Origin of the sequence: Rhodomicrobium sp. R_RK_3, from assembly GCF_002198715.1 — a bacterium.
GTDB lineage: Bacteria > Pseudomonadota > Alphaproteobacteria > Rhizobiales > Rhodomicrobiaceae > R-RK-3.
Genome location: NZ_MWLK01000036.1, coordinates 192,258 through 211,198, shown reverse-complemented (window position 1 = coordinate 211,198; position 18,941 = coordinate 192,258). Strand labels below are relative to the sequence as shown.

Annotated in this window: 19 protein-coding genes; 17 read left to right on the top strand and 2 right to left on the bottom strand. The window is 62.8% G+C overall.

The features are described 5' to 3' along the window. Window positions 1-59: 59 nt before the first annotated feature. Window positions 60-464: a hypothetical protein gene (locus tag BLEFHOIH_RS22675; RefSeq protein ID WP_088348315.1), complete on the bottom strand. Its 405-nt coding sequence runs from the start codon at window positions 462-464 to the stop codon at window positions 60-62. A gap of 490 nt (window positions 465-954) precedes the next feature. Here BLEFHOIH_RS22675 and BLEFHOIH_RS26440 point away from each other — a divergent pair, with 490 nt between their 5' ends. From BLEFHOIH_RS26440 to BLEFHOIH_RS22645, 8 genes are all read left to right on the top strand, one after another. Continuing rightward, window positions 955-1,281 (top strand): hypothetical protein, encoded by a 327-nt coding sequence (locus BLEFHOIH_RS26440; RefSeq protein WP_125461865.1) that lies wholly within the window; start codon window positions 955-957, stop codon window positions 1,279-1,281. Continuing rightward, the gene (locus tag BLEFHOIH_RS22670; protein WP_088348314.1) at window positions 1,278-2,249 is read left to right on the top strand and encodes a glycosyltransferase family 2 protein; all 972 of its coding nucleotides are present in this window, start codon (window positions 1,278-1,280) and stop codon (window positions 2,247-2,249) included. Before BLEFHOIH_RS26440 ends, BLEFHOIH_RS22670 begins: the two co-directional genes overlap by 4 nt. After that, the gene (rfbC, locus tag BLEFHOIH_RS22665; RefSeq protein WP_088348313.1) at window positions 2,200-2,817 is read left to right on the top strand and encodes a dTDP-4-dehydrorhamnose 3,5-epimerase; all 618 of its coding nucleotides are present in this window, start codon (window positions 2,200-2,202) and stop codon (window positions 2,815-2,817) included. Before BLEFHOIH_RS22670 ends, rfbC begins: the two co-directional genes overlap by 50 nt. 66 nt (window positions 2,818-2,883) lie before the next feature. Next, entirely contained in the window at window positions 2,884-3,945 is a 1,062-nt protein-coding gene (rfbB, locus tag BLEFHOIH_RS22660; RefSeq protein WP_088348480.1) for a dTDP-glucose 4,6-dehydratase, read from the top strand. Between the two features lie 15 nt (window positions 3,946-3,960). Then, window positions 3,961-4,848 (top strand): dTDP-4-dehydrorhamnose reductase, encoded by an 888-nt coding sequence (rfbD, locus tag BLEFHOIH_RS22655; RefSeq protein WP_088348312.1) that lies wholly within the window; start codon window positions 3,961-3,963, stop codon window positions 4,846-4,848. Next, window positions 4,845-5,732 (top strand): glucose-1-phosphate thymidylyltransferase RfbA, encoded by an 888-nt coding sequence (gene rfbA / locus BLEFHOIH_RS22650; protein WP_088348311.1) that lies wholly within the window; start codon window positions 4,845-4,847, stop codon window positions 5,730-5,732. The genes rfbD and rfbA overlap by 4 nt, the downstream gene beginning before the upstream one ends. A 176-nt stretch (window positions 5,733-5,908) precedes the next feature. Then, window positions 5,909-7,561 carry a hypothetical protein gene (locus BLEFHOIH_RS26435; protein ID WP_125461864.1) on the top strand — a complete coding sequence of 551 codons (1,653 nt, stop codon included), beginning with the start codon at window positions 5,909-5,911 and terminating at the stop codon, window positions 7,559-7,561. Window positions 7,562-7,575: 14 nt separating this feature from the next. Continuing rightward, window positions 7,576-8,616: a hypothetical protein gene (locus BLEFHOIH_RS22645; protein WP_088348479.1), complete on the top strand. Its 1,041-nt coding sequence runs from the start codon at window positions 7,576-7,578 to the stop codon at window positions 8,614-8,616. A gap of 24 nt (window positions 8,617-8,640) precedes the next feature. On the opposite strand, the gene BLEFHOIH_RS22640 is transcribed toward BLEFHOIH_RS22645, so the two are convergent. Next, a complete protein-coding gene (locus tag BLEFHOIH_RS22640) occupies window positions 8,641-9,429 on the bottom strand; it encodes an inositol monophosphatase family protein (protein WP_088348478.1) in 789 nt (262 codons plus the stop codon). Window positions 9,430-9,556: 127 nt separating this feature from the next. Between BLEFHOIH_RS22640 and BLEFHOIH_RS22635 the strand changes: the two genes are divergently transcribed. From BLEFHOIH_RS22635 to ugpC, 9 genes are all read left to right on the top strand, one after another. Beyond that, window positions 9,557-10,579 (top strand): alcohol dehydrogenase catalytic domain-containing protein, encoded by a 1,023-nt coding sequence (locus BLEFHOIH_RS22635; protein WP_088348477.1) that lies wholly within the window; start codon window positions 9,557-9,559, stop codon window positions 10,577-10,579. An 80-nt stretch (window positions 10,580-10,659) separates the two neighbouring features. After that, complete coding sequence (locus BLEFHOIH_RS22630) at window positions 10,660-11,964, top strand: sugar ABC transporter substrate-binding protein (RefSeq protein ID WP_245297153.1); 1,305 nt, start codon at window positions 10,660-10,662, stop codon at window positions 11,962-11,964. 86 nt (window positions 11,965-12,050) lie between these two features. Further along, window positions 12,051-12,602: an SIS domain-containing protein gene (locus BLEFHOIH_RS22625; protein ID WP_088348309.1), complete on the top strand. Its 552-nt coding sequence runs from the start codon at window positions 12,051-12,053 to the stop codon at window positions 12,600-12,602. Between the two features lie 4 nt (window positions 12,603-12,606). Beyond that, window positions 12,607-13,527, top strand: coding sequence for a sugar ABC transporter permease (locus BLEFHOIH_RS22620; RefSeq protein WP_088348308.1), 921 nt, complete (start codon window positions 12,607-12,609; stop codon window positions 13,525-13,527). Next, window positions 13,524-14,348: a carbohydrate ABC transporter permease gene (locus tag BLEFHOIH_RS22615; RefSeq protein WP_088348307.1), complete on the top strand. Its 825-nt coding sequence runs from the start codon at window positions 13,524-13,526 to the stop codon at window positions 14,346-14,348. Before BLEFHOIH_RS22620 ends, BLEFHOIH_RS22615 begins: the two co-directional genes overlap by 4 nt. Next, window positions 14,345-15,247 carry a TIM barrel protein gene (locus tag BLEFHOIH_RS22610; RefSeq protein ID WP_088348306.1) on the top strand — a complete coding sequence of 301 codons (903 nt, stop codon included), beginning with the start codon at window positions 14,345-14,347 and terminating at the stop codon, window positions 15,245-15,247. Before BLEFHOIH_RS22615 ends, BLEFHOIH_RS22610 begins: the two co-directional genes overlap by 4 nt. An 11-nt stretch (window positions 15,248-15,258) precedes the next feature. Then, a complete protein-coding gene (locus tag BLEFHOIH_RS22605; RefSeq protein ID WP_088348476.1) occupies window positions 15,259-16,233 on the top strand; it encodes a sugar-binding transcriptional regulator in 975 nt (324 codons plus the stop codon). Further along, window positions 16,230-17,843 carry an FGGY-family carbohydrate kinase gene (locus tag BLEFHOIH_RS22600; protein WP_088348305.1) on the top strand — a complete coding sequence of 538 codons (1,614 nt, stop codon included), beginning with the start codon at window positions 16,230-16,232 and terminating at the stop codon, window positions 17,841-17,843. The genes BLEFHOIH_RS22605 and BLEFHOIH_RS22600 overlap by 4 nt, the downstream gene beginning before the upstream one ends. Beyond that, on the top strand, window positions 17,843-18,931 hold the full coding sequence (gene ugpC, locus BLEFHOIH_RS22595; RefSeq protein ID WP_088348304.1) for a sn-glycerol-3-phosphate ABC transporter ATP-binding protein UgpC: 1,089 nt from the start codon (window positions 17,843-17,845) through the stop codon (window positions 18,929-18,931). Before BLEFHOIH_RS22600 ends, ugpC begins: the two co-directional genes overlap by 1 nt. Window positions 18,932-18,941: the final 10 nt, after the last annotated feature.

The window sequence follows — 18,941 nt, the reverse complement described above, 5'->3', positions numbered from 1 at the left end:
TCAACTTTGGTACAAGGTGAGGGCCGCTGCTGGGGCGGCCCTCCGCGCGATGCTTTTTGCTATTGGGCGGCAGCGCCCGCAGCCCATGGCCAGGGCACCGAGTCGCCCCCTTTGATCTTCGGCTCCTCGACATCGAGCGCTTCGATATTCCGGCCCGATTCCTTGCTATTGGTCGCCGCGTGGACGCGGACGCCCCTCACCCAATTGGGCACCGGCATCCAAAGCGTTGCCGCGATCGGCGTGAGGATGGGCAGGACGATCGTGCCCGGCCGGGGGCTTTCGGCAGAAAAATCGAGGTCCAGAATGCCGTCGCGGGGCGGCATGACATACATAAACGGGTTCAACTCCGCGTCGGTCCACCCTGTCGAGGCCGCCCTGCCCATCGCGATGACCACGATCTGCGCGGGCTTGCTCCTGAAGATCGTCAGCCTGACATCGTCGACGGAATAAACGCGAGCTCGCATGGTTCACTCCCTGGTCAATGATTTTACATATGAAGCAAAAGATTCGTATCGCGGGGACGTAACGACGCCAATACGCGCCATCACTTGCGTATGAGTTGTAGTAATGAGTATTGTAAGCTTCATAATCCGTGGGCTTCCGCACTTTTGCACTTTGTGAAGATTATGTCGCCGGCTATAGGGCAATCCGCGATTGCCGGCTGATTTCACACTCCGAGACGTTTGAAGCAAAGTGAGCGTGCAATTATGACGCACCCTGGTACTGCCTCCCGTCGCTAAGCACTTAAAGTATCTATATATTCAAGTGAATTCTGAATCACGGAACCGGTGTTTTTGGTGCAAATGCCACCAAAGATCTAAACATCACAAGTAAATCTAACACAATCAAATTGCCATAACGTGGCGCCCTCAATGAAATTGGTCTCGTGAATTCACAATCGGCGATGTGTGGTGAGGAAAGCCTACGACTTACTATCTTGACACGAAAGATAGCTTGCAATATCCGGTGCAGATAGAAATTATAACTATTAGATTGGTTCAGCATCATCAGACGGGCCGCGTTGCGGCCTGCTCGTTCCGAGTGGGAAGTGCCTTGATTGCCTCGTCTTTCGGTGTGCCCGGCGTGCACCAGCGTTTTATTTCAGGGGCGACCAGGGGCGCACTGATGGCACAATATGATAGTGGAATCGATCAGATTCTGCAGCACGGTTATTGCAGTGCGCGCAATAACCCGGCCTGGTTGCAGGCGAAGTTTTCTCCGCTCTACCAGGAAGTTGCACGGCTGGCAGCCGCCCGCAGAGGACCGGAGGCTGCGGAATGACCCCAGTTTCGACGCAAGCGCCGGAAATTCCGGTCTCATTCCTGGTTACGTCATACAATAAGGCGGCCTACCTCCCCGCCGTACTCGACAGCGTCTGGCGCGAATCCCAGGCAGTCGGCGGTGAAGTCGTTCTTGTCGATGACGGGTCCAGCGACGGTTCGGAGGGGATCTGCGCGGCCTTTGCCCAATCGCATCGGGAGGTCGTTTACTGGCGGCAGGAAAACCAGGGCATCTTCCCGACCGTTAACGGCATCGCCGCCAAGGTCCGCGGAAAATGGGTGCGTTTTTGCGACAGCGACGATCCGTTGATTGCTGGCTCGACGCGCCGCCTCATCGATATCGCGACCGAGACCGGCGCCGGGGTGGCGTATGGCCGGGCCATCGTGTATGGCCCCGCTCCCCTGACGGCCGAGCAGCTTTCTCTGCGCATCAAGCAGCCGGCGGCGACGAATGTGCATCCGGATGGGGTGATGTACTTGATCCGGGGGATGAACTTCACGCCGTCCATGTCGATCTGCCGGGCGGACGCTCTGAAGGATGCGCTGCCTCTGCCTGTCGATCTCGTTTCATGCCAGGATTTGGCGCTGTGGTTTCCGATAGTCAGCCGGCTGCCGCTGGCCTGGATCAACGAGCCGGTCTGCTTCAATCTCAAGGGCGTGGCCAACCAGCTCACCGCGAACGATGCGCTGACGCTCCAACAAACCATCCGGATCACGCAGCGCAATGCCGGTCTGCTGACCGCCAGCCACAAACGCGCGGCCGTGCTCAAAGCGGCCAACCGGACGAGACGATGGCTCCGCCGAATGCGGCCTGATCGAAACTCGCTCGGTGCGCAATTCTGGCTTCTCGGAGTCAATGCGCGGGCCCGGCTTGGACTGATCGATTTCAACACAACATTGGACAAGATCGCAGATTATTATGAGTACGAGCTCGAAGCCATCCTCAAGCGGCGCGCGCGACCTTTCTGAAGGCAGGACGTGGCGATTCACGTCGCTCGCATTGCCGGAAGTAATTCTTATCCAACCGCCCCGATTCGAGGATACGCGCGGCTGGTTCTGCGAAACCTACAGCCAACGGATATTTGAGGAGAACGGCATCGACCTGACCTTCGTCCAGGACAACAGCTCGTTCTCAGAAAAGACAGGGACTGTGCGTGGTCTGCATTACCAGACCGAGCCTTTCGCTCAGGACAAGCTCGTTCGCGTGCTGCGCGGACGCATTCTGGATGTGGCCGTCGATATCCGGAAAAGTTCGCCGACTTTCGGCCGGCACATATCCGCCGAACTGAGCGCGTCGAATGGGCGGGCATTGCTGGTGCCGGCCGGTTTCGCCCATGGCTTCGTTACTCTCGAGCCGGGCACGCTCGTGGCCTACAAGGTCACCGCTTATTACGCCGCCGGTCACGAGCACGGGATCTTCTGGGCCGACCCGGCGCTGGGCATCGACTGGGGTCTGGGGAGCGCGGCGGAAGCGACCTTGTCGCACAAGGACATGGGGCTGCCGGCGCTCGCACAGGCCGAACATCTGTTCGTTTGACGCTGGATGCATATGGAATGGGGCGCCGCCGCGCTCGACGCGGGTGCTGCGGCTTTTGGGGGCGATATGCGACTATTGGTAACTGGCGGATGCGGGTTCATCGGCTCGGCGGCGATCCGCCATGCCGTCCGCGCCAACGGAGCGGCGGTGCTGAATGTCGACAAGCTGACCTACGCCGCAACACCCGAGGCGCTGGAGGATGTCGAGACGAGCGGGCAGTACAGCTTCCTTCAGGCCGATATTTGCGATGGCGCCGCGCTGAAGCATGCATTTGCGGATTTCGCGCCCGACGCTGTCATGCATTTGGCCGCAGAGAGCCATGTCGACCGCTCGATCGATGGACCGCTCGCCTTCATCAATACAAATTTGGTGGGCACCTATACGTTGCTCGAGGCGGCGCGGCGCTATTGGTCGGCGCTCGGCCCGCTGCCGCAGCGCCGGTTCCGCTTTCATCACGTGTCGACCGATGAAGTCTACGGCTCGCTCGACACGGCTGCGCCAGGATTTACCGAGGAAACGCCATATCGGCCGCGCTCGCCTTATTCCGCTTCCAAGGCCGGCTCGGACCATCTGGTGCGGGCATGGGGCGAGACGTTCGGCCTGCCGGTCGTCATCACCAATTGCTCGAACAATTATGGACCCTGGCAATTTCCGGAAAAACTCATCCCGGTGATGATCCTGAATGCCTTCCGCCAAGAGCCGCTGCCGGTCTATGGCGAAGGCCGCAATATCCGGGATTGGCTGCATGTCGAGGATCATGCGCGGGCGCTTTGGGAGGTCTTGACGAGGGGGCGGCCGGGCGAGACGTACAATATCGGTGGAATGTCAGAGCGGCGGAATATCGACGTCGTTGCGGCGGTCTGCCGCCTGATGGACGCGCGCTTTCCCGATCGAGCCCCGCACGACCGGCTGATGCGCTTCGTCCCGGACCGGCCCGGACACGATCTGCGCTATGCGGTCGATGCCGGCAAGATCCGTGACGAGTTGGGCTGGACGCCGACGGTGGATTTCGAAACCGGACTGGCGGCGACCCTCGACTGGTATCTGGCGCATGAAGCGTGGTGGCGGCCGATTTCCGCCCGGGAGCGACGCGGCGTCTTGGACGAACCCCAGCGGGCCGCGGGCTAAGGACGGAGATCGCTCATGCGTGCCATTGTCATCGGTCAAGCTGGCCAGCTCGCCAGAAGCCTGGCGGATTCGGTCCCGGCCGGCGTCGCGCTGGAATGCCTCGGCCGCGAGGCGTTCGACCTTGCAAGCCCGGCCGCCGATTTCGGCGCGCTGACCGAGAGGGCGCCGGATATCATCATCAATGCTGCCGCCTATACCGCGGTGGACAAGGCCGAAAGCGACCGGGAGGCAGCCTTCGCATTGAATGCGGTTGGACCCTCCCGGCTTGCCGCTCACGCCGCCGCTTGCGGCATCCCGCTGATCCATGTTTCGACAGATTACGTCTTCGATGGCGCAAGCCCGCGCCCCTATGTCGAGGACGACGGCACCGCGCCGATCAATGTCTACGGCGAGAGCAAGCTTGCCGGCGAGCGGGCGATCTTCGCCGCGCAGCCGGCAAGCGTCATCCTGCGGACGTCCTGGCTGTTCAGCGCCCATGGCACCAACTTCCTGAAGACCATGCTGCGCCTCGCCCGCGAGTGCGACCGGCTGCGCATTGTGGCCGACCAGACCGGCTGCCCGACTTCGGCGCACGATCTGGCGGACTGCATCTGGCGGGTGGCTGACAGGATCGCCCGGGTGGACGGCCCGGCGCCGTGGGGCACCTACCATTATGCCGGTGCGGGCACCGCTAACTGGGCGGATTTCGCCGAGGCGATCTTTGCCTCGCCCGAGGCGCGTCTCGCCCATATTCCAGCCATCGAGCGCGTGCCGTCACGGGACTATCCGACGCCCGCGCTGCGGCCGCGCAACTCGGTCCTGGACTGCGCGAAAATCGAAAGGCTGTTCGAGATCCATCCCGTTGCCTGGGAGGCCGCCATGACCGGCGTCCTGGCACGATTGCATGAAAGCGCCGACGCATGAAAGGCATCATACTCGCCGGAGGAAGCGGCTCGAGGCTCTACCCGGTCACGGGTGCGCTGTCGAAGCAGCAATTGCCGGTCTACGACAAGCCGATGATCTACTATCCGCTCTCGGTGCTGATGCTCGCCGGGATCACGGAGATTCTGGTGATCTCCACGCCGCGGCACCTTCCGATGTTTCAGGAACTGCTCGGCGACGGCTCGCAATGGGGCCTCTCGCTCCGCTACGCGCCGCAACCGCGTCCCGACGGCCTCGCCCAGGCGTTCATAATCGGCCGCGATTTCATCGGCGGCGACCGCGTCGCGCTGATCCTTGGCGACAACATCTTTTACGGCCATGGCCTCCAGGACCTTCTAGCGAATGCCGGCCAGCGCGAGACCGGCGCGACGATCTTCGCCTACCGGGTTTCCGACCCTGAACGCTATGGAGTCGCGGCGTTCGACGCCGCGGGCCGCGTCGAAAGCATCGAGGAGAAGCCGGCGCAGCCACGTTCGAACTATGCCGTGACCGGTCTCTATTTCTACGACAATGACGTGATCGGGATTGCCGGCGGCATTCGTCCGTCCGCGCGCGGCGAATTGGAGATCACGGACGTCAACAGCGCCTATCTGCGGCGGGGCGACCTGCATGTCGAGCGCATGGGCCGGGGCTACGCCTGGCTGGACACCGGCACCCATGACGCTCTGCTCAACGCCAGCCAGTTCGTACAGACCATGGAGGCGCGTCAGGGCCTGAAGATCGCCTGCCTGGAGGAGATCGCCTGGGAGAAGGGCTTCATCAACGATGCGGCGCTGGAGCGGCACGCGGACAAGCATCGCAAGACTGATTACGGTGAATATTTACGTCGAATACTTTATCCGAGCGTCGGTATTTACGACATATAGCCAAAATCTAGATCCATTGCTTATTTGAGAGGTTTCCTCTTATGGTCGAAATTGATCGCTCCAATCCTATGCCCGCGCGACATTTGAGACGCCATTGGAAGCGTCAAACTAGTCGTTTAATGCTGAGCATCGCTCCGATCTTGCCCGAGTCTTTCTCCGCGCGTATGCGCCGGCGCATGGCAAAAGCTATGGGAGACGCCCACCCTCCTGTAGATCGCCCTATTGGTATTGAGACGCCCCGCGCTTCAATCATCAAAGCAAAGCGCCCGAAGTCTGGCCGCGATCTGCCGAATTGGATTCTTTACCTTTGTTTACGGGTGCTTGCTCAGCAGTATTGGGTATTCCCAGCGCAGAGACTGTACAAATTTCGAAAATCGGCAAACAAACGGGCCGTGTTACTGAACGGAGGCAACGTCCGCCAAGTCTTGCAAGAGATGGCGCATGATGGGCTAGACTATTCCCGACGGCGGCCCAGCTACGGTTTTGACCATCCGATCGGCTTTCGTGCCAATATGCTGGTGAACCTTCGGCCTTTTGAATTGCAGATTGCTGACTCCATCCATCGGCCCGTAAAACGGCAGCCGATTAACCGGTCGAACTTTATAGCGGCCTTGAATATCGCTCTTTCAAAATCCGACGGGGCCGGCGTGCTAGCCTTGAGCCACGACAATTACCGCACGAACGTGGGTGGGTTGCAGCTCTGCCTTTTGATTGAAGAGGCTGCGTTCCTAAACCGAAATACTGCTTATATCCACCTCTATCCGGCCCGGTCGGTCTCCGCCCTTGCGCCGCAGGAAATGCTATCAAACTTTGAATTTGGCGTGACCCTCAACGGGGAGTGGTTCGGGCACATTTTAGCTCGGGACCTTCTTGAGGACATCACCGCTGTGACCGGCAAAGGTGGCCGGTTTTTCATGGCCGTGCATAGCTTGCTCGGTCATTCCACTGAGATAACAGCTCGACTTTATCATGCATGCGCACCGGAGCGGGCGTTCTTCTGGCTGCACGACTACTTCTCACTCTGCCCTGCGTACACGTTAATGCGGAATACCGTTAGCCCATGTGGCGCACCGCCGCCAGAATCTGCGGGTTGCGGCATCTGCCATGTTGGTCGCCACCGGACGTTGCATCTCAATCGGCTGCGGGCTCTTTTCTCGGAGATACCGTTCACCGTGGTAGCTCCGTCCCGGTCTGCCTTGGACCTTTGGCAACGCGCAAGTGACTTGGCCTTCAGTGTCGCTCTAATCCAAGAACACTGTGAACTCCATCAAACAAGTGAGCCCGGAGTTGGACAGCCCCCATCTGTAGGTCTAAACGCACAAGATGGCTCTCGGCTCAATATAGGCTATTTAGGTCTTCCAATGCTCCACAAAGGCTGGTCCGTATTCGCGGAAGTTGCCCGCGAGTTGGTGGGCCACCCTGATTTCTCTTTTCATCACCTCGGCAAAGCGAAGTCCCGGGAAGCCCCTCCAGGGATAGCATTTACACCTGTGACAATTTCGTCGGGAGATTGGGCGGCCATGTCCGCTGCTGTAAGATCGAAACGTATCGATATTGCTATGCTTTGTTCCCTTTGGCCGGAGACCTACAATTTTACGGCATTTGAAGCTCTTACCGGGGGGGCGTTTATATTAACGCTCGAAAGCTCAGGCAATATTGCCGCCATGGTCCGGGACCATAATTGCGGTATGGTTTTTGGAGATGAAAAGGCACTTAGAAAGGCTTTTACGGATGGTTCTCTAGTTCGTGAAGTGAGAGATCGCTTGCGACGAAACCGTCCGCGTTATGAGCTAGTTCATCGAAATATGACGGCCGATCTTGTTGCTTGAGGATCATTCTGTTCATGACCGTTCATTGCTTTACAAGCATCTCGTTCAGCTACCTCGCAAAAGCACGCGTTTTGGCTTCTAGCGTGAAACGCTATCATCCGGACTGGTGGATGGTGGTTTGCGTTACTGATTTGCCGCCGCCGGGATTCAATTTCCGTATCGAGGCCGAAGACTTTTTTGACGAGGTGATTTGGGCGCACGATTTACCGATCGAGGCGGTGCAAGCGTGGTTATTTAAACATGACGTTGTCGAGGTATGCACGGCTGTAAAAGGCCCGGTATTACGCAGCTTGTTGAACCGTGGAGCGAAGAAGGTCTTTTATCTCGATCCGGACATCGCAGTTCTGGCCCCGTTAACCCCGATGGTGGAATGGCTCGACAATGATTCTATTTTGCTGACACCCCACCAGTTGGAGCCAGACGACACAGTACAAGCTATCAAGGACAACGAAATAGGTTCTTTAATCCATGGAATCTACAACCTTGGTTTTTTGGCCGTAAATAATGACGCAAACGGTCTGGCCTTTGCGGATTGGTGGGACGAACGCCTGCGCCAATTCTGCTATGACGACAAGGCAAGAGGCTTGTTTGTAGATCAAAAGTGGTGCGACCACGTCCCCGCTATGTTTGATGGCGTCAAAGTAGTCCGCGATCCAGGCTACAACGTAGCGAGCTGGAATCTTAGCCGCCGCCGAATTTCGATCCCGGCCTCAGGCGATATCCTGGTAAACGGTAAGCCGCTCCGCTTTTACCATTTCACAAAACTAGGCCCCATTGGTGATGCGATGACACGTCGCTATGCGGGAGACAATGTCGAGGTTTACGAAATTTGGTCCTGGTATAAGCGTGCCGTTGACGAGTTTTCAGAAGCTCAAATTCCGGATGGGTACTGGCATTACGGACATTTTAGCAATCAGCGTCCGATCCACAAACAAGCGCGCGTCCTGTATCGTTCGTCCCCGGAGCTTCAGTCAACTTACCAAAACCCGTTTGAGGTGACCAAGTCGAGCTTCTATACGTGGCTGCGTAAAAATCACCGGAAACTTGCTGCCTAAGCCTGCTTGGCCACTAAACCAACATCACCCCAACCCATCAACCAGCGTCCGCGCGGCCGTAAAGGCCCGCGGTGCGCCAGCCAGCAAGGGGCCGCCGCGTTGGAGGCGGTCCGCGCCGCCGAATGTCGCGACGCCGCCGGCTTCCGCCACCATCACGAGGCCGGCAAAGCAATCCCAGGCGTTGATATGAGCGTCGTAATAGCCGACCAGGCGGCCGGCGGCGACATAGGCGGTCATCAGCGCGCCGGAGCCGTTGTGGAAGGCGATGCAGCCCGATTGCATCAGCCGGGTGATGAAGCCGCCGGTTTCGGCGGCGTCGCAGCGCAGGCTGCCGCCGAAGGCAAACATGCCGCTGGTCAGGTCGGCCTCCGGGTCGACTCTCAGCTTTACCCCGTTCACGGTCGCGCCGCGCCCCCGCGCTGCAATCCAGGTCTCGCGATGGCGCGGCGCCTCGATGACGCCGATCACCGGCTCGCCCGCGACCGCCACCGCGATCGACACGCACCAGTCCGCCAAGCCGGACAGGAACGGCGTGGTGCCGTCGATGGGGTCGATGACCCACAGGAAAGCCGAGCGGCCAGTGGTGTCGCCGTGCTCCTCGCCCATCAGCGCATCCTCGGGGAAGTCGGCGAGGATCGCGTCGCGGATCAGCGTCTCGACGGCGCGGTCGGCTTCGGAAACGCGGTCCTGCGCGGCCTTGTGGGTGATGGCGAGCTGGTCGCGGGCCAGGAAATAGCCGAGCGCCAGCTCGCCCGCGGTCTTGGCGATGCGGGTCGCGGCTTCGAGGCGGGCGTCGATATCGGTGTCATTCACGTTTGTCGGTCCTTGCTTGAGGCGGCTTCGGCGCCGATACATATGAAAAACTAAAATCTCATATGTTGACTACATATTAATGCATTTGTAAGCTGGCCGTCCCGATCCGGTACACAAGGTGGGCCGCTTGAGCCAAGCCGTCTATATCCACGGTCCGATGGACGCGCGCGTCGCGCCCTTCAACCTGACGGAAGGCAGGGCGGACGAAATCCTGCTCGACGTGGCGGCGGTCGGCCTGTGCGGCAGCGACCTGCATTATTACAAGGATGGCGGCATCGGCGCCGCCCTGATCCGGGAGCCCTTCGTGCCGGGCCATGAGTTCGGCGGCTACCTCACCGAGGACCTGGACGCGCTGGAATTGCCGCGCGGCACGCTGGTCGCGGTCGATCCGAACAAGGCATGCGGCCGCTGCGAATGGTGCCATGAGGGCCACCCCAATCTCTGCCCCAATGTCGAATTCATTGGAGCGCCGCCGTTTAACGGGGCGATGACATCGCAGCTCTGGGTGCCGAGATCGCAGATCGTGCCGCTTCCGGCGGGCTTCGATCCGCTGCAGGCGGTCATGCTCGAGCCGCTGGGCGTCGCCATTCACGCCGTCGATCTGGCCAAGCCGCGCCTGCTCGAGCGCGTCGCCGTGGTCGGAGCAGGGCCGATTGGATTGCTGCTGATCGAAGTGCTGAAAGCCGCGGGTGCGGGCGAAATCCTGGTCGCCGAACCGATGCCGCACCGGCGGGCCATGGCGGAAAAGCTCGGCGCGGCGAAAGCGGGCAGCTCGGTCGCCGAGATCGTCGAATGGTCCTCGGGCGGCTGCACGCTGGTCATCGAAGCCACCAATTCGCCGAACGGCTTCCGTGACGCCGTCAGCGCCACGCGGATCGGCGGACGTGTCGTGCTGGTCGGCATTCCCGATGGCGACGTCTATCATCTGAACGCCGCCGATGTCCGGCGGCGGGGCCTCAAGATCAAATTCGCGCGGCGCATGGGAGAGGTCTATCCGCGCGCCATCGCGCTGGTGAAATCAGGCAAGGTCGACGTCGCCTCGATGGTGACGCACCGCATCGGCCTGGAAGAGACGCCGGGCGCATTCCAAGCGCTCGCCAATAATGCACCTGGATACACAAAGGTGCTGATCTACCCAAATGGGGGTTGAGCATTCCATTTGGCACAATGGGAGGAAACATGAAAAAACAACTCACATCCATACTGGGCGCATGTGCGCTCGCAGCCAGTATGCTCGGGCCGATCACAAGTCCGGTCCAAGCCGAATGGGACATCGCCAAGGCCGCCGCCCCATTCAAGGGCGAGCAGATCAACGTCATCTTCCTGGACCGGCCGGGCTATCGCGCCATCATCAAGCTGTTGCCGGAATTCGAGAAGAAGACCGGCATCAAGGTCAATTACGAGATCGCGCCCTACGAAAACACCCGCGAGAAGCAGGTGCTCAACTTCAATGCCAAGGGCGATTTGACCCTGGCGCTGGTCGATCTTGTCTGGATCGGCGAGTTCGCCGAGAACGGCTGGATCGAGCCGATCGAAAAGCTCAGCGCCGACGCGGCGATCACCGATCCGGGCCTCAATCTGAAGGGTTTTTTCCCGCTGCTGCTGGACGCCTTCGGCTCCTGGGGCGGCAAGGTCTACGGCCTGCCCTTCGACAATTATTCGGGCCTGCTGTTCTACAACCAGTGCCAGCTGAAGGAGGCGGGCTTCGACAAGCCGCCGGCGACCTGGGCCGAGCTGAAGGACGTTTACGCCCCAAAACTCACCATCGCGGACAAGAAGCAGTACGGCTACGCCCTGCAATCGCTGCGCGGCGAAACCCAGTCCTGCGACAGTTTCATGCGCGTGCTCTGGCCGTTCGGCGGCTCGCTGCTCGACAAGAATTTCAAGTCGAATCTGCTGTCGCCGCAGAGCCAGGCCGGCCTGAAATTCCGCCAGGACCTGGCCAAGTCGATGCCCCCCGGCATCGTCTCCTATGACCATTCCGAAGCGGTCAACGCGCTGGCGCAGGGCCAGGTCTCGATGATCACCGAATGGTCGGCCTTCTACGGCACGCTCACCGATCCCGCCACCTCCAAGCTCGGCGATTGCCTCGCCGTCGCACCGGAACCGGCTGGACCGGCGGGCCGCCTGCCCGCGCTCGGCGGCTTCTCGCTGGCCGTCGCCTCGCAGGCGACCGAAGCCCAGAAGAAGGCCTCCTGGATCTTCATCCAGTGGGCGACGTCGGAAGAGATCGCGCGCCCCTATGTCGAGGCCGGCGGCGTCTCGGGCCGTATGTCGATCTACGAGCAGCCCGACATCAAGGCCAAGTATAAGTTCGTCGAGCCGATGGTCGCCTCCTGGCAGAAGGGCGTGCCGGAATTCCGTCCGCGGTTCCCGGCGTGGCCGGCGATCTCCGAGGTGATCGCGGAATGGGGCACCAAGATGCAGCTGAACGAGGTGACGACCGAGGAGGGCGCCAAGCAGATCAGCACCCGCATGGAAGACATCCTCAAGAAGGAAGGCTATTACGACGGCAAGAAGGAACTGCGGCAGTAGCCGCGCCCGCCGCCCGTATGAATGCCATCCGGCCGGGCTCGAAAGGGCGCGGCCGGATGGCTGGCTTTTCTTCCGGGGGACCATCCATGTCCAGCCTCTATCATGCCGCGCTCGCCGATCTGACCCGGGTGTTCGACCGCATCGACCAGTCACAGGTCGAGCGCGCGGTTGCGGAGATTGCCGCAGCCAACCGCATCGCGCTCTATGGCGTCGGCCGCGAGGGCTTGCAGATCAAGGGGCTCGCCATGCGGCTCTTCCATCTGGGGCTTAAGGCCGCCATGGTCGGCGACATGACGACGCCGCATCTGGGCACGGGCGACCTGCTGATCGTCTCCGCCGGCCCCGGCTATTTCTCAACCGTCGATGCGCTGATGGGCGTCGCCGCCAGGGACGGCGCACGAACGCTGCTCGTCACCGCGCAGCCGGACGGTGCTTGCGCCAAGGCCGCCGACGTCGTGCTGCCCATCCCCGCCCAGACCATGGCCGACGATGGCGGCGCAACGGTCTCCGTCCTGCCGATGGGATCGCTCTATGAGGGCGCGCAATACATCCTGTTCGAGGTGATGATCCTGATGCTGCGTGACCGGCTGGGCATCACGCCCGAAGCCATGCGCGCCAACCATACGAATTTGGAATGAGCCGATGAGCGAGGCGAAACCGACGCGGCGGCATCATCTCGGCTATGGCCGCTGGACGCCGTTCTGGTTCCTGGCGCCCGCCGTCTTCGCGCTGCTGGTCGTCGGTATCTACCCGACGCTGTTCGCGCTGGCGACCTCGTTCCGCCGCTACAACATCACCCGCCGCAGCGACATGCTCGACGGCTTCCCCTTCATCGGCTTCGACAATTACCTGACCGTCCTCTCCGACCGCACCTTTTGGGACAGCCTGCTGCTGACCGGCCAGTTCTACCTCACCGTGGTCCCCATCCAGATCGTGCTCGGCATGGCCATTGCGCTGATGCTGCACCGCCCCGGCTGGGGCTTTTTGCGCACGCTGACCCGCGTCTCGCTCGTCGTGCCGCTCGCCACCACATATGCCGTGGTCGGACTGATCGGGCGGCTGATCTTCAACCGCGATTTCGGCGTCGCCAACCAGTTCATGGGCTGGGTCGGCATCAGCTCGTCGGACTGGCTCGGCAATCCGACCGGCGCCTTCATCGCCATCGTGGTGATGGACATCTGGCAATGGACGCCGTTCGTGGCGCTGATCTTCCTTGCCGGGCTGTCGATGGTGCCTGTCGATATCGAGGAGGCGGCGCGGCTGGAGACCAAGAGCCACTGGGCGCTGCTGCGCTATGTGCAGCTCCCCTATCTCCTGCCCGGCCTGACCGCCGTGCTCATCCTGCGCTCGGCCGACGTGCTAAAGCTCTTCGACATGGTGTTCGTCATGACGCGCGGCGGCCCGGGCGCGGCGACGGACCTCGTATCGATCTATGTGCAGCGCGTCGGCTTCAAGGTCTTCGATCTTGGGCTCGCCTCGGCGCAGGCGGTGATGCTGCTTGTGCTCACCATCGTCCTCAGCCGGATCTACATCCGCATCTTCTACCGGGAGATCGAAGCATGAGCCGCGTCAACGCCAGATCGCTGCTGCACGCCTTCGGCCTGCTGGTCGTGCTCGCCTTCGCGCTGTTCCCCTTCTACTGGATGGTCTCGTCCAGCCTCAAGGACCAGACCGACCTGCTGGCCTCGCCCCCCGTCTGGTTCTTCCGGCCGACGCTGTCGAACTATCAGGCCATCTTCGCCGATCAGGCCGTCACCGGTGCCGTCCTCAACTCGCTGATCGTCGCCTCGGCGACAACATTCCTGTCGGTGCTCCTAGGCACGCCCGCCGCCTACGCGCTCGCCCGCTTCGAGTTTCGCGGCAAGGCGGACCTCTGGTTCTGGTTCATCTCCAACCGCATGGTCAGCCCGATCGTGCTGGCGCTGCCGGTCTACGTGCTCTCGCGGCAGGTCGGATTGCTGAACACCTATTGGGTGCTGATCCTGGTCTATCTCACCTTCAACCTGCCCATCGTGGTCTGGATCTGCACCGATCAGTTCCGCTCGATCCCGCGCGACCTCGAACAATCCGCCCGGCTGGAAGGCGCCACCCAGTTCGACATTTTCTGGCGCATCTATTTGCCGCTCGGCATTCCCGGCGTCGCGGTCTCGGCGATCTTCGCCTTCATCTTCTCCTGGAACGAGCTGCTCTACGCGCTCGTCCTCATCACCAGCCAATCGCTGAAGACCGCGCCGGTCGTGGCGACCAATTTCATGTCCGGCTATGAACTGCCCTGGGGCAAGATCATGGCGACGGGCACCGTCATCGTATTGCCGGTGACGCTGTTCGCGTTGGTGGTCAGCCGGCACATGGTGCGCGGCCTCACGATGGGCGCGACGAAATGACGGCCATTCCGCTCGGCATCAACCTGTCCTTCTGCATCAAGCGCTGGGTTACGCCCACGCTCTGGACCGAGATCGTGCGCGACCGGCTGGGCCTGGACTTCGTGCAGTTCAGCTTCGACCTCGTCGACCCGACATGGCCGGATGACATCCTCGACGATCTCGCGCGCGATATGCGCCGCCACGCAGACGGGCAGGGCATCGTCATCCACAGCGCCTTCATCGGTCTGGCGCATTATACCTTCAATCAATTGCTGCACCCGGAGCCGCGCCTGCGCGACGTCGCCGAGGACTGGCTGAAGCGCGCCTACCGCTTCGCGGCCTCCGCCGGGATCACCCGCGTCGGCGGTCCGCTCGGGGCCATCGCCTCGCGCGTCGACGGGCACGAGGCAGACAGCCTGTCCGACGCCGACTATCACGATCTCATCGCCCGAATGCTGCGGCTCGGCGAGGCGGCGGCGGATGCGGGGCTGACGGAGCTGCTCGTCGAGCCGACGCCGATGCGCCGCGAATGGCCGTGGACGCCGGAGCAGGCTGTCCGCATGGCCGAGGACACCGCCTCTTCGAAAGTGCCGTGGACGTTCTGCCTCGACTGGGGCCACGGCACGGTCGAGCCGCTCTACGGCGTCGAGAATGCCCGCATGGAGCGCTGGTATCAGGCGCTCGGGCCGAGGATCGGCGCCGTCCACATCCAGCAGACCGACTTCCAACTGGACCGCCATTGGGATTTCAGCCACGCCGGCCGGGTGGACCCCGCCGAGGTCGCCGCCTTGCAGCGCAGCCTGGGGCTTGAAGACCGGCCAGTTTTCCTGGAGGTTTTCTATCCCTTCGAGCGCGACGACGCTTCGATCCTCGACGCGGTCGCCCGTTCGATCGCCCTGCTCAAACCCGCATTCGCTTGAGGCCGCGCATCGTGGAGGACACCAACGCCAAGACCCCGCCGGCCGCCGCAACCGCCGAGGACCGGAGCGAGGCGCAGCTGCAGACGCGCGCAGTCTGGTACTACTATGTCGGCGGCCTGACGCAGCAGGAGATCGCCGACCGGCTCGGCCTCACCCGCCTGCGCGTCAACAAGATCGTCGGGCAGGCGCGCGCGGAGGGGCTGGTCCGGATCGAGATCAAGATGCCGCTCGCCTCCTGCGTCGCGCTGGAGGAAAAGCTGAAGGCCCGCTTCGCCCTCGACGACGTCTCCGTCGTCCCCAGCGTCCCCGACCCGGACACGCAGCAGCAGGTGATCGGCGAGGCGGCCGGCCTCATGCTGGAGCCGCTCTTGCAGGACGGCATCGGCCTCGGCGTCGGCTGGGGCCGCACCTTGCGCGAGGCGGCGCGGCGGATGCGGGCGCAGCGGCGTCCGGCGAGCTGGGTGACGTCGCTGATGGGCGGCCTGACGCGCGGCTCGGGCACCAACACCTTCGAAGTCGCGACCGAATTCGCCCGGCTGATCGGCGCGGAGTGCTATTACGTGGCGGCTCCCATTTATTGCCCGTCGGTCGAGAGCCGCTCGACGCTGCTCACTCATTACGGCCTCGCCGACGTGATGCGGCGCGCCCGCGAAGCCAATGTCGCGATCCTGTCCTGCGGCGATCTCTCCAGCCGGTCGCTGCTGGCGAGCACGCATATCGTGGCCGAAAGCCTGCCGGATCTGCGCGCGGCGGGGGCCATCGGCGACATTCTCGGCACCTTCCTCGACGAATATGGCCGCCCCGTCGATCATCCGCTGAACCAGCGCGTGATGGCGCTCAGCCCGCAGGAGCTGAAGATTTATCCGGTGTCGATCCTGGCCTCGGGCGGGATGGGCAAGTTGGTGATCATCCGCGCCATCCTCAACGCCCGCTACATCCGGCGGCTCGTCACCGACGAAGCCGTCGCCGAAGCACTGCTGCAATGAGCGCCCGGACCGCGCCCCATCTCCTGGCCATCGATGTCGGCACGCTGTCGGCGCGGGCGGGGCTGTTCGATGCGCGCGGGACGCTGATCGCGGCGAGGAGCGCGGGGTTCGAGCTGATGCACCCGCTCGACGATCACGCTGTTTACCGGATGGATGACATCTGGGCGGCGGTCTGCGCCGCGACGCGGGACGTGCTTGCCGCCGCGCCCGGCGCGCGCATCGCCGGCATCGCCATCGACGCAACGTCCTCGACCTATTTCGAAGCGGACGGCGCGCGCCCGCTCGACGGCGATGCGGATGTGATCTGCTGGATGGACCATCGCGGCGAGGCGGAGGCCGAGGAGATTGGCGCGAGCGGCGACCGCTATCTGGATTATGTCGGCGGGACCGTCTCGCCGGAAATGTATCTGCCGAAGATCCTGTGGCTGAAGCGGCATCGCCCGCAGGCCTGGGCGAGGGTTACGGCGGTGCGCGACCTCGCCGATGAGATCGCCCGGCGCGCGACGGGCGTCGACCGCCATTCGGTGTGCGGGCTGGCCTGCAAGTTTCCCTATCTGCCTGATGATACCGACCCATGGCGGCGCGCGCTGCTGGCAAAGCTGGGCATTCCCGAATTGCTCACGCTCGGCCAGCTCTCCGAACCGCCGGGCCGCGTCGGCGAGGTGCACGGGCCGCTCTCCGCCGAAGCCGCAGCCTCGATGGGTCTCGAACCCGGCGTACCGGTCGGCATCAGCCTGATCGACGCCGAAGCGGGCGCGCTCGGCGTTCTCGGCGGCGAGTACCTGCGCGACGTCAACCGCACCCTGGCGCTGATCGGAGGCACCTCGACCAGCTATATGGCCTGGGCGCGCGACGAGCGGCGGATTTCCGGCGTCTGGGGACCGTTCAAGGACGCGGTCTTCCCCGGCTATTGGATGCACGAGGCCGGGCAAAGCATTTCCGGTGCGGCGCTCGACATGGCGCTGAACCATCAACCCGCCAGCCCCGGCCCGGCCTCGGCGGACCTCCACGCCCGCACAGCCAACGAAATCCTGGCGCTGATGGATGCCGAAGGCCCGGCCTTCGGCGCGCGGCGTCACATCGTGCCGGACTGGCTCGGCAATCGCGCCCCGCTCGGCGACGGCAAGGCGCGCGCGCTGCTCACCGGCATCGGCCTGGAAACCAGCCACCGCGCCTTCCTGGAGCATTATTTCGCCACCGCCCGCGCCCTTGCCCTGCAAAGCCGCCATGTGATCGAGCACCTGAACCGGCACGGCTACGCCATCGACCGCGTCAGCCTCTCCGGCGGGCACCTGAAAAACCCGCTGCTCGTCCGCCTCTACCGCGACGCGCTCGGCGCGCAACTCGTCACCTCGCAAACCAGCGAGCCGGTGCTGCTCGGCACGGCGATGGTCGCGGCAACCGCCGCCGGCCTCTACCCCGACCTGTTCGCCGCTCTCGAAGCCATGGCACCCACCCAAACCGCGCAAGCCGCCGATCCGACATGGGCCGCGGCGCACGACATCGCCTATGGCATCTACCTAAAACTCTTCTCCACCCGCAACGAAATCGAGACAGAGGCGAAGCGGCTCGACGCTCACGCATCGTCCAGCCCAGCCGGAGCCTTCTGATGAAGCCCTTCCTGAAACTCGACACTGTCGTCAAGCGCTACGGCTCGATCGACGTCATCCACGGCGTCAGCCTGGAGGCGGCCAAGGGCGAGTTCGTCGTCTTCGTCGGCCCGTCCGGCTGCGGAAAGTCGACGCTTCTGCGCATGATCGCGGGCCTCGAAGAGGTCAGCGACGGCGACATTTCCATCGACGGCCGCGTCGTCACCGGCGTCGCCCCGGCCGACCGCGAAGTGTCGATGGTGTTCCAGTCCTACGCGCTCTACCCGCATATGAGCGTGTTCGAGAACATCGCCTTCGGCCTGCGCATGGCAAAGATGGGCAATGCCGGGGTCACCGAGCGGGTGAACGAGGCGGCCCGCATCCTCCAGATCGAGCCGCTGCTGAAGCGCAAGCCGCGCGAGCTCTCCGGCGGCCAGCGCCAGCGCGTCGCCATCGGTCGCGCCATCGTGCGGCACCCAAAACTGTTCCTGTTCGACGAGCCGCTCTCCAACCTCGACGCCGAACTGCGGACGCAGATGCGCGTCGAGATCGCCAAGCTGCACCGCGCGCTCGGCGTCACCATGGTCTATGTCACGCATGATCAGGTCGAGGCGATGACCCTGGCCGACCGCATCGTGGTGCTGCGCGCGGGGCTGGTCGAACAGATCGGCTCGCCGACCGAGCTGTACGATCACCCGGCAAACCTCTTCGTTGCGGGCTTCATCGGCTCGCCGCGCATGAACCTGATCCCGGCGACGGTGACAGCCGTAGGCCCCGGCAGCGTCACGCTGGCCAGCCGTGCCTTTACTGGCGGCAGTCTCGTCGCGCCGGCGCCGGCGGCGGCGAAGCTTGAGGTCGGCGCGCCGGTGACGGTGGGTCTCAGGCCCGACAATTTGACGCTCGGCGCAGCCCAGCCGATCCTAGAACTGACGGCTGAACTTGCGGAAAATCTTGGCGGCTCGACGCAGATCCATGCCAGCGCCCCGGATGCGCCGGTCATCGCGATGATCGCCAATGGGCGGCCTCCGGTGCAACCGGGCGAACGGCTCAGCGTGGGGCTCGGCGGCGGACGCATCTATCTGTTCGACAAGGATGGCCTGGCCGTCTGAATGGGGGAGG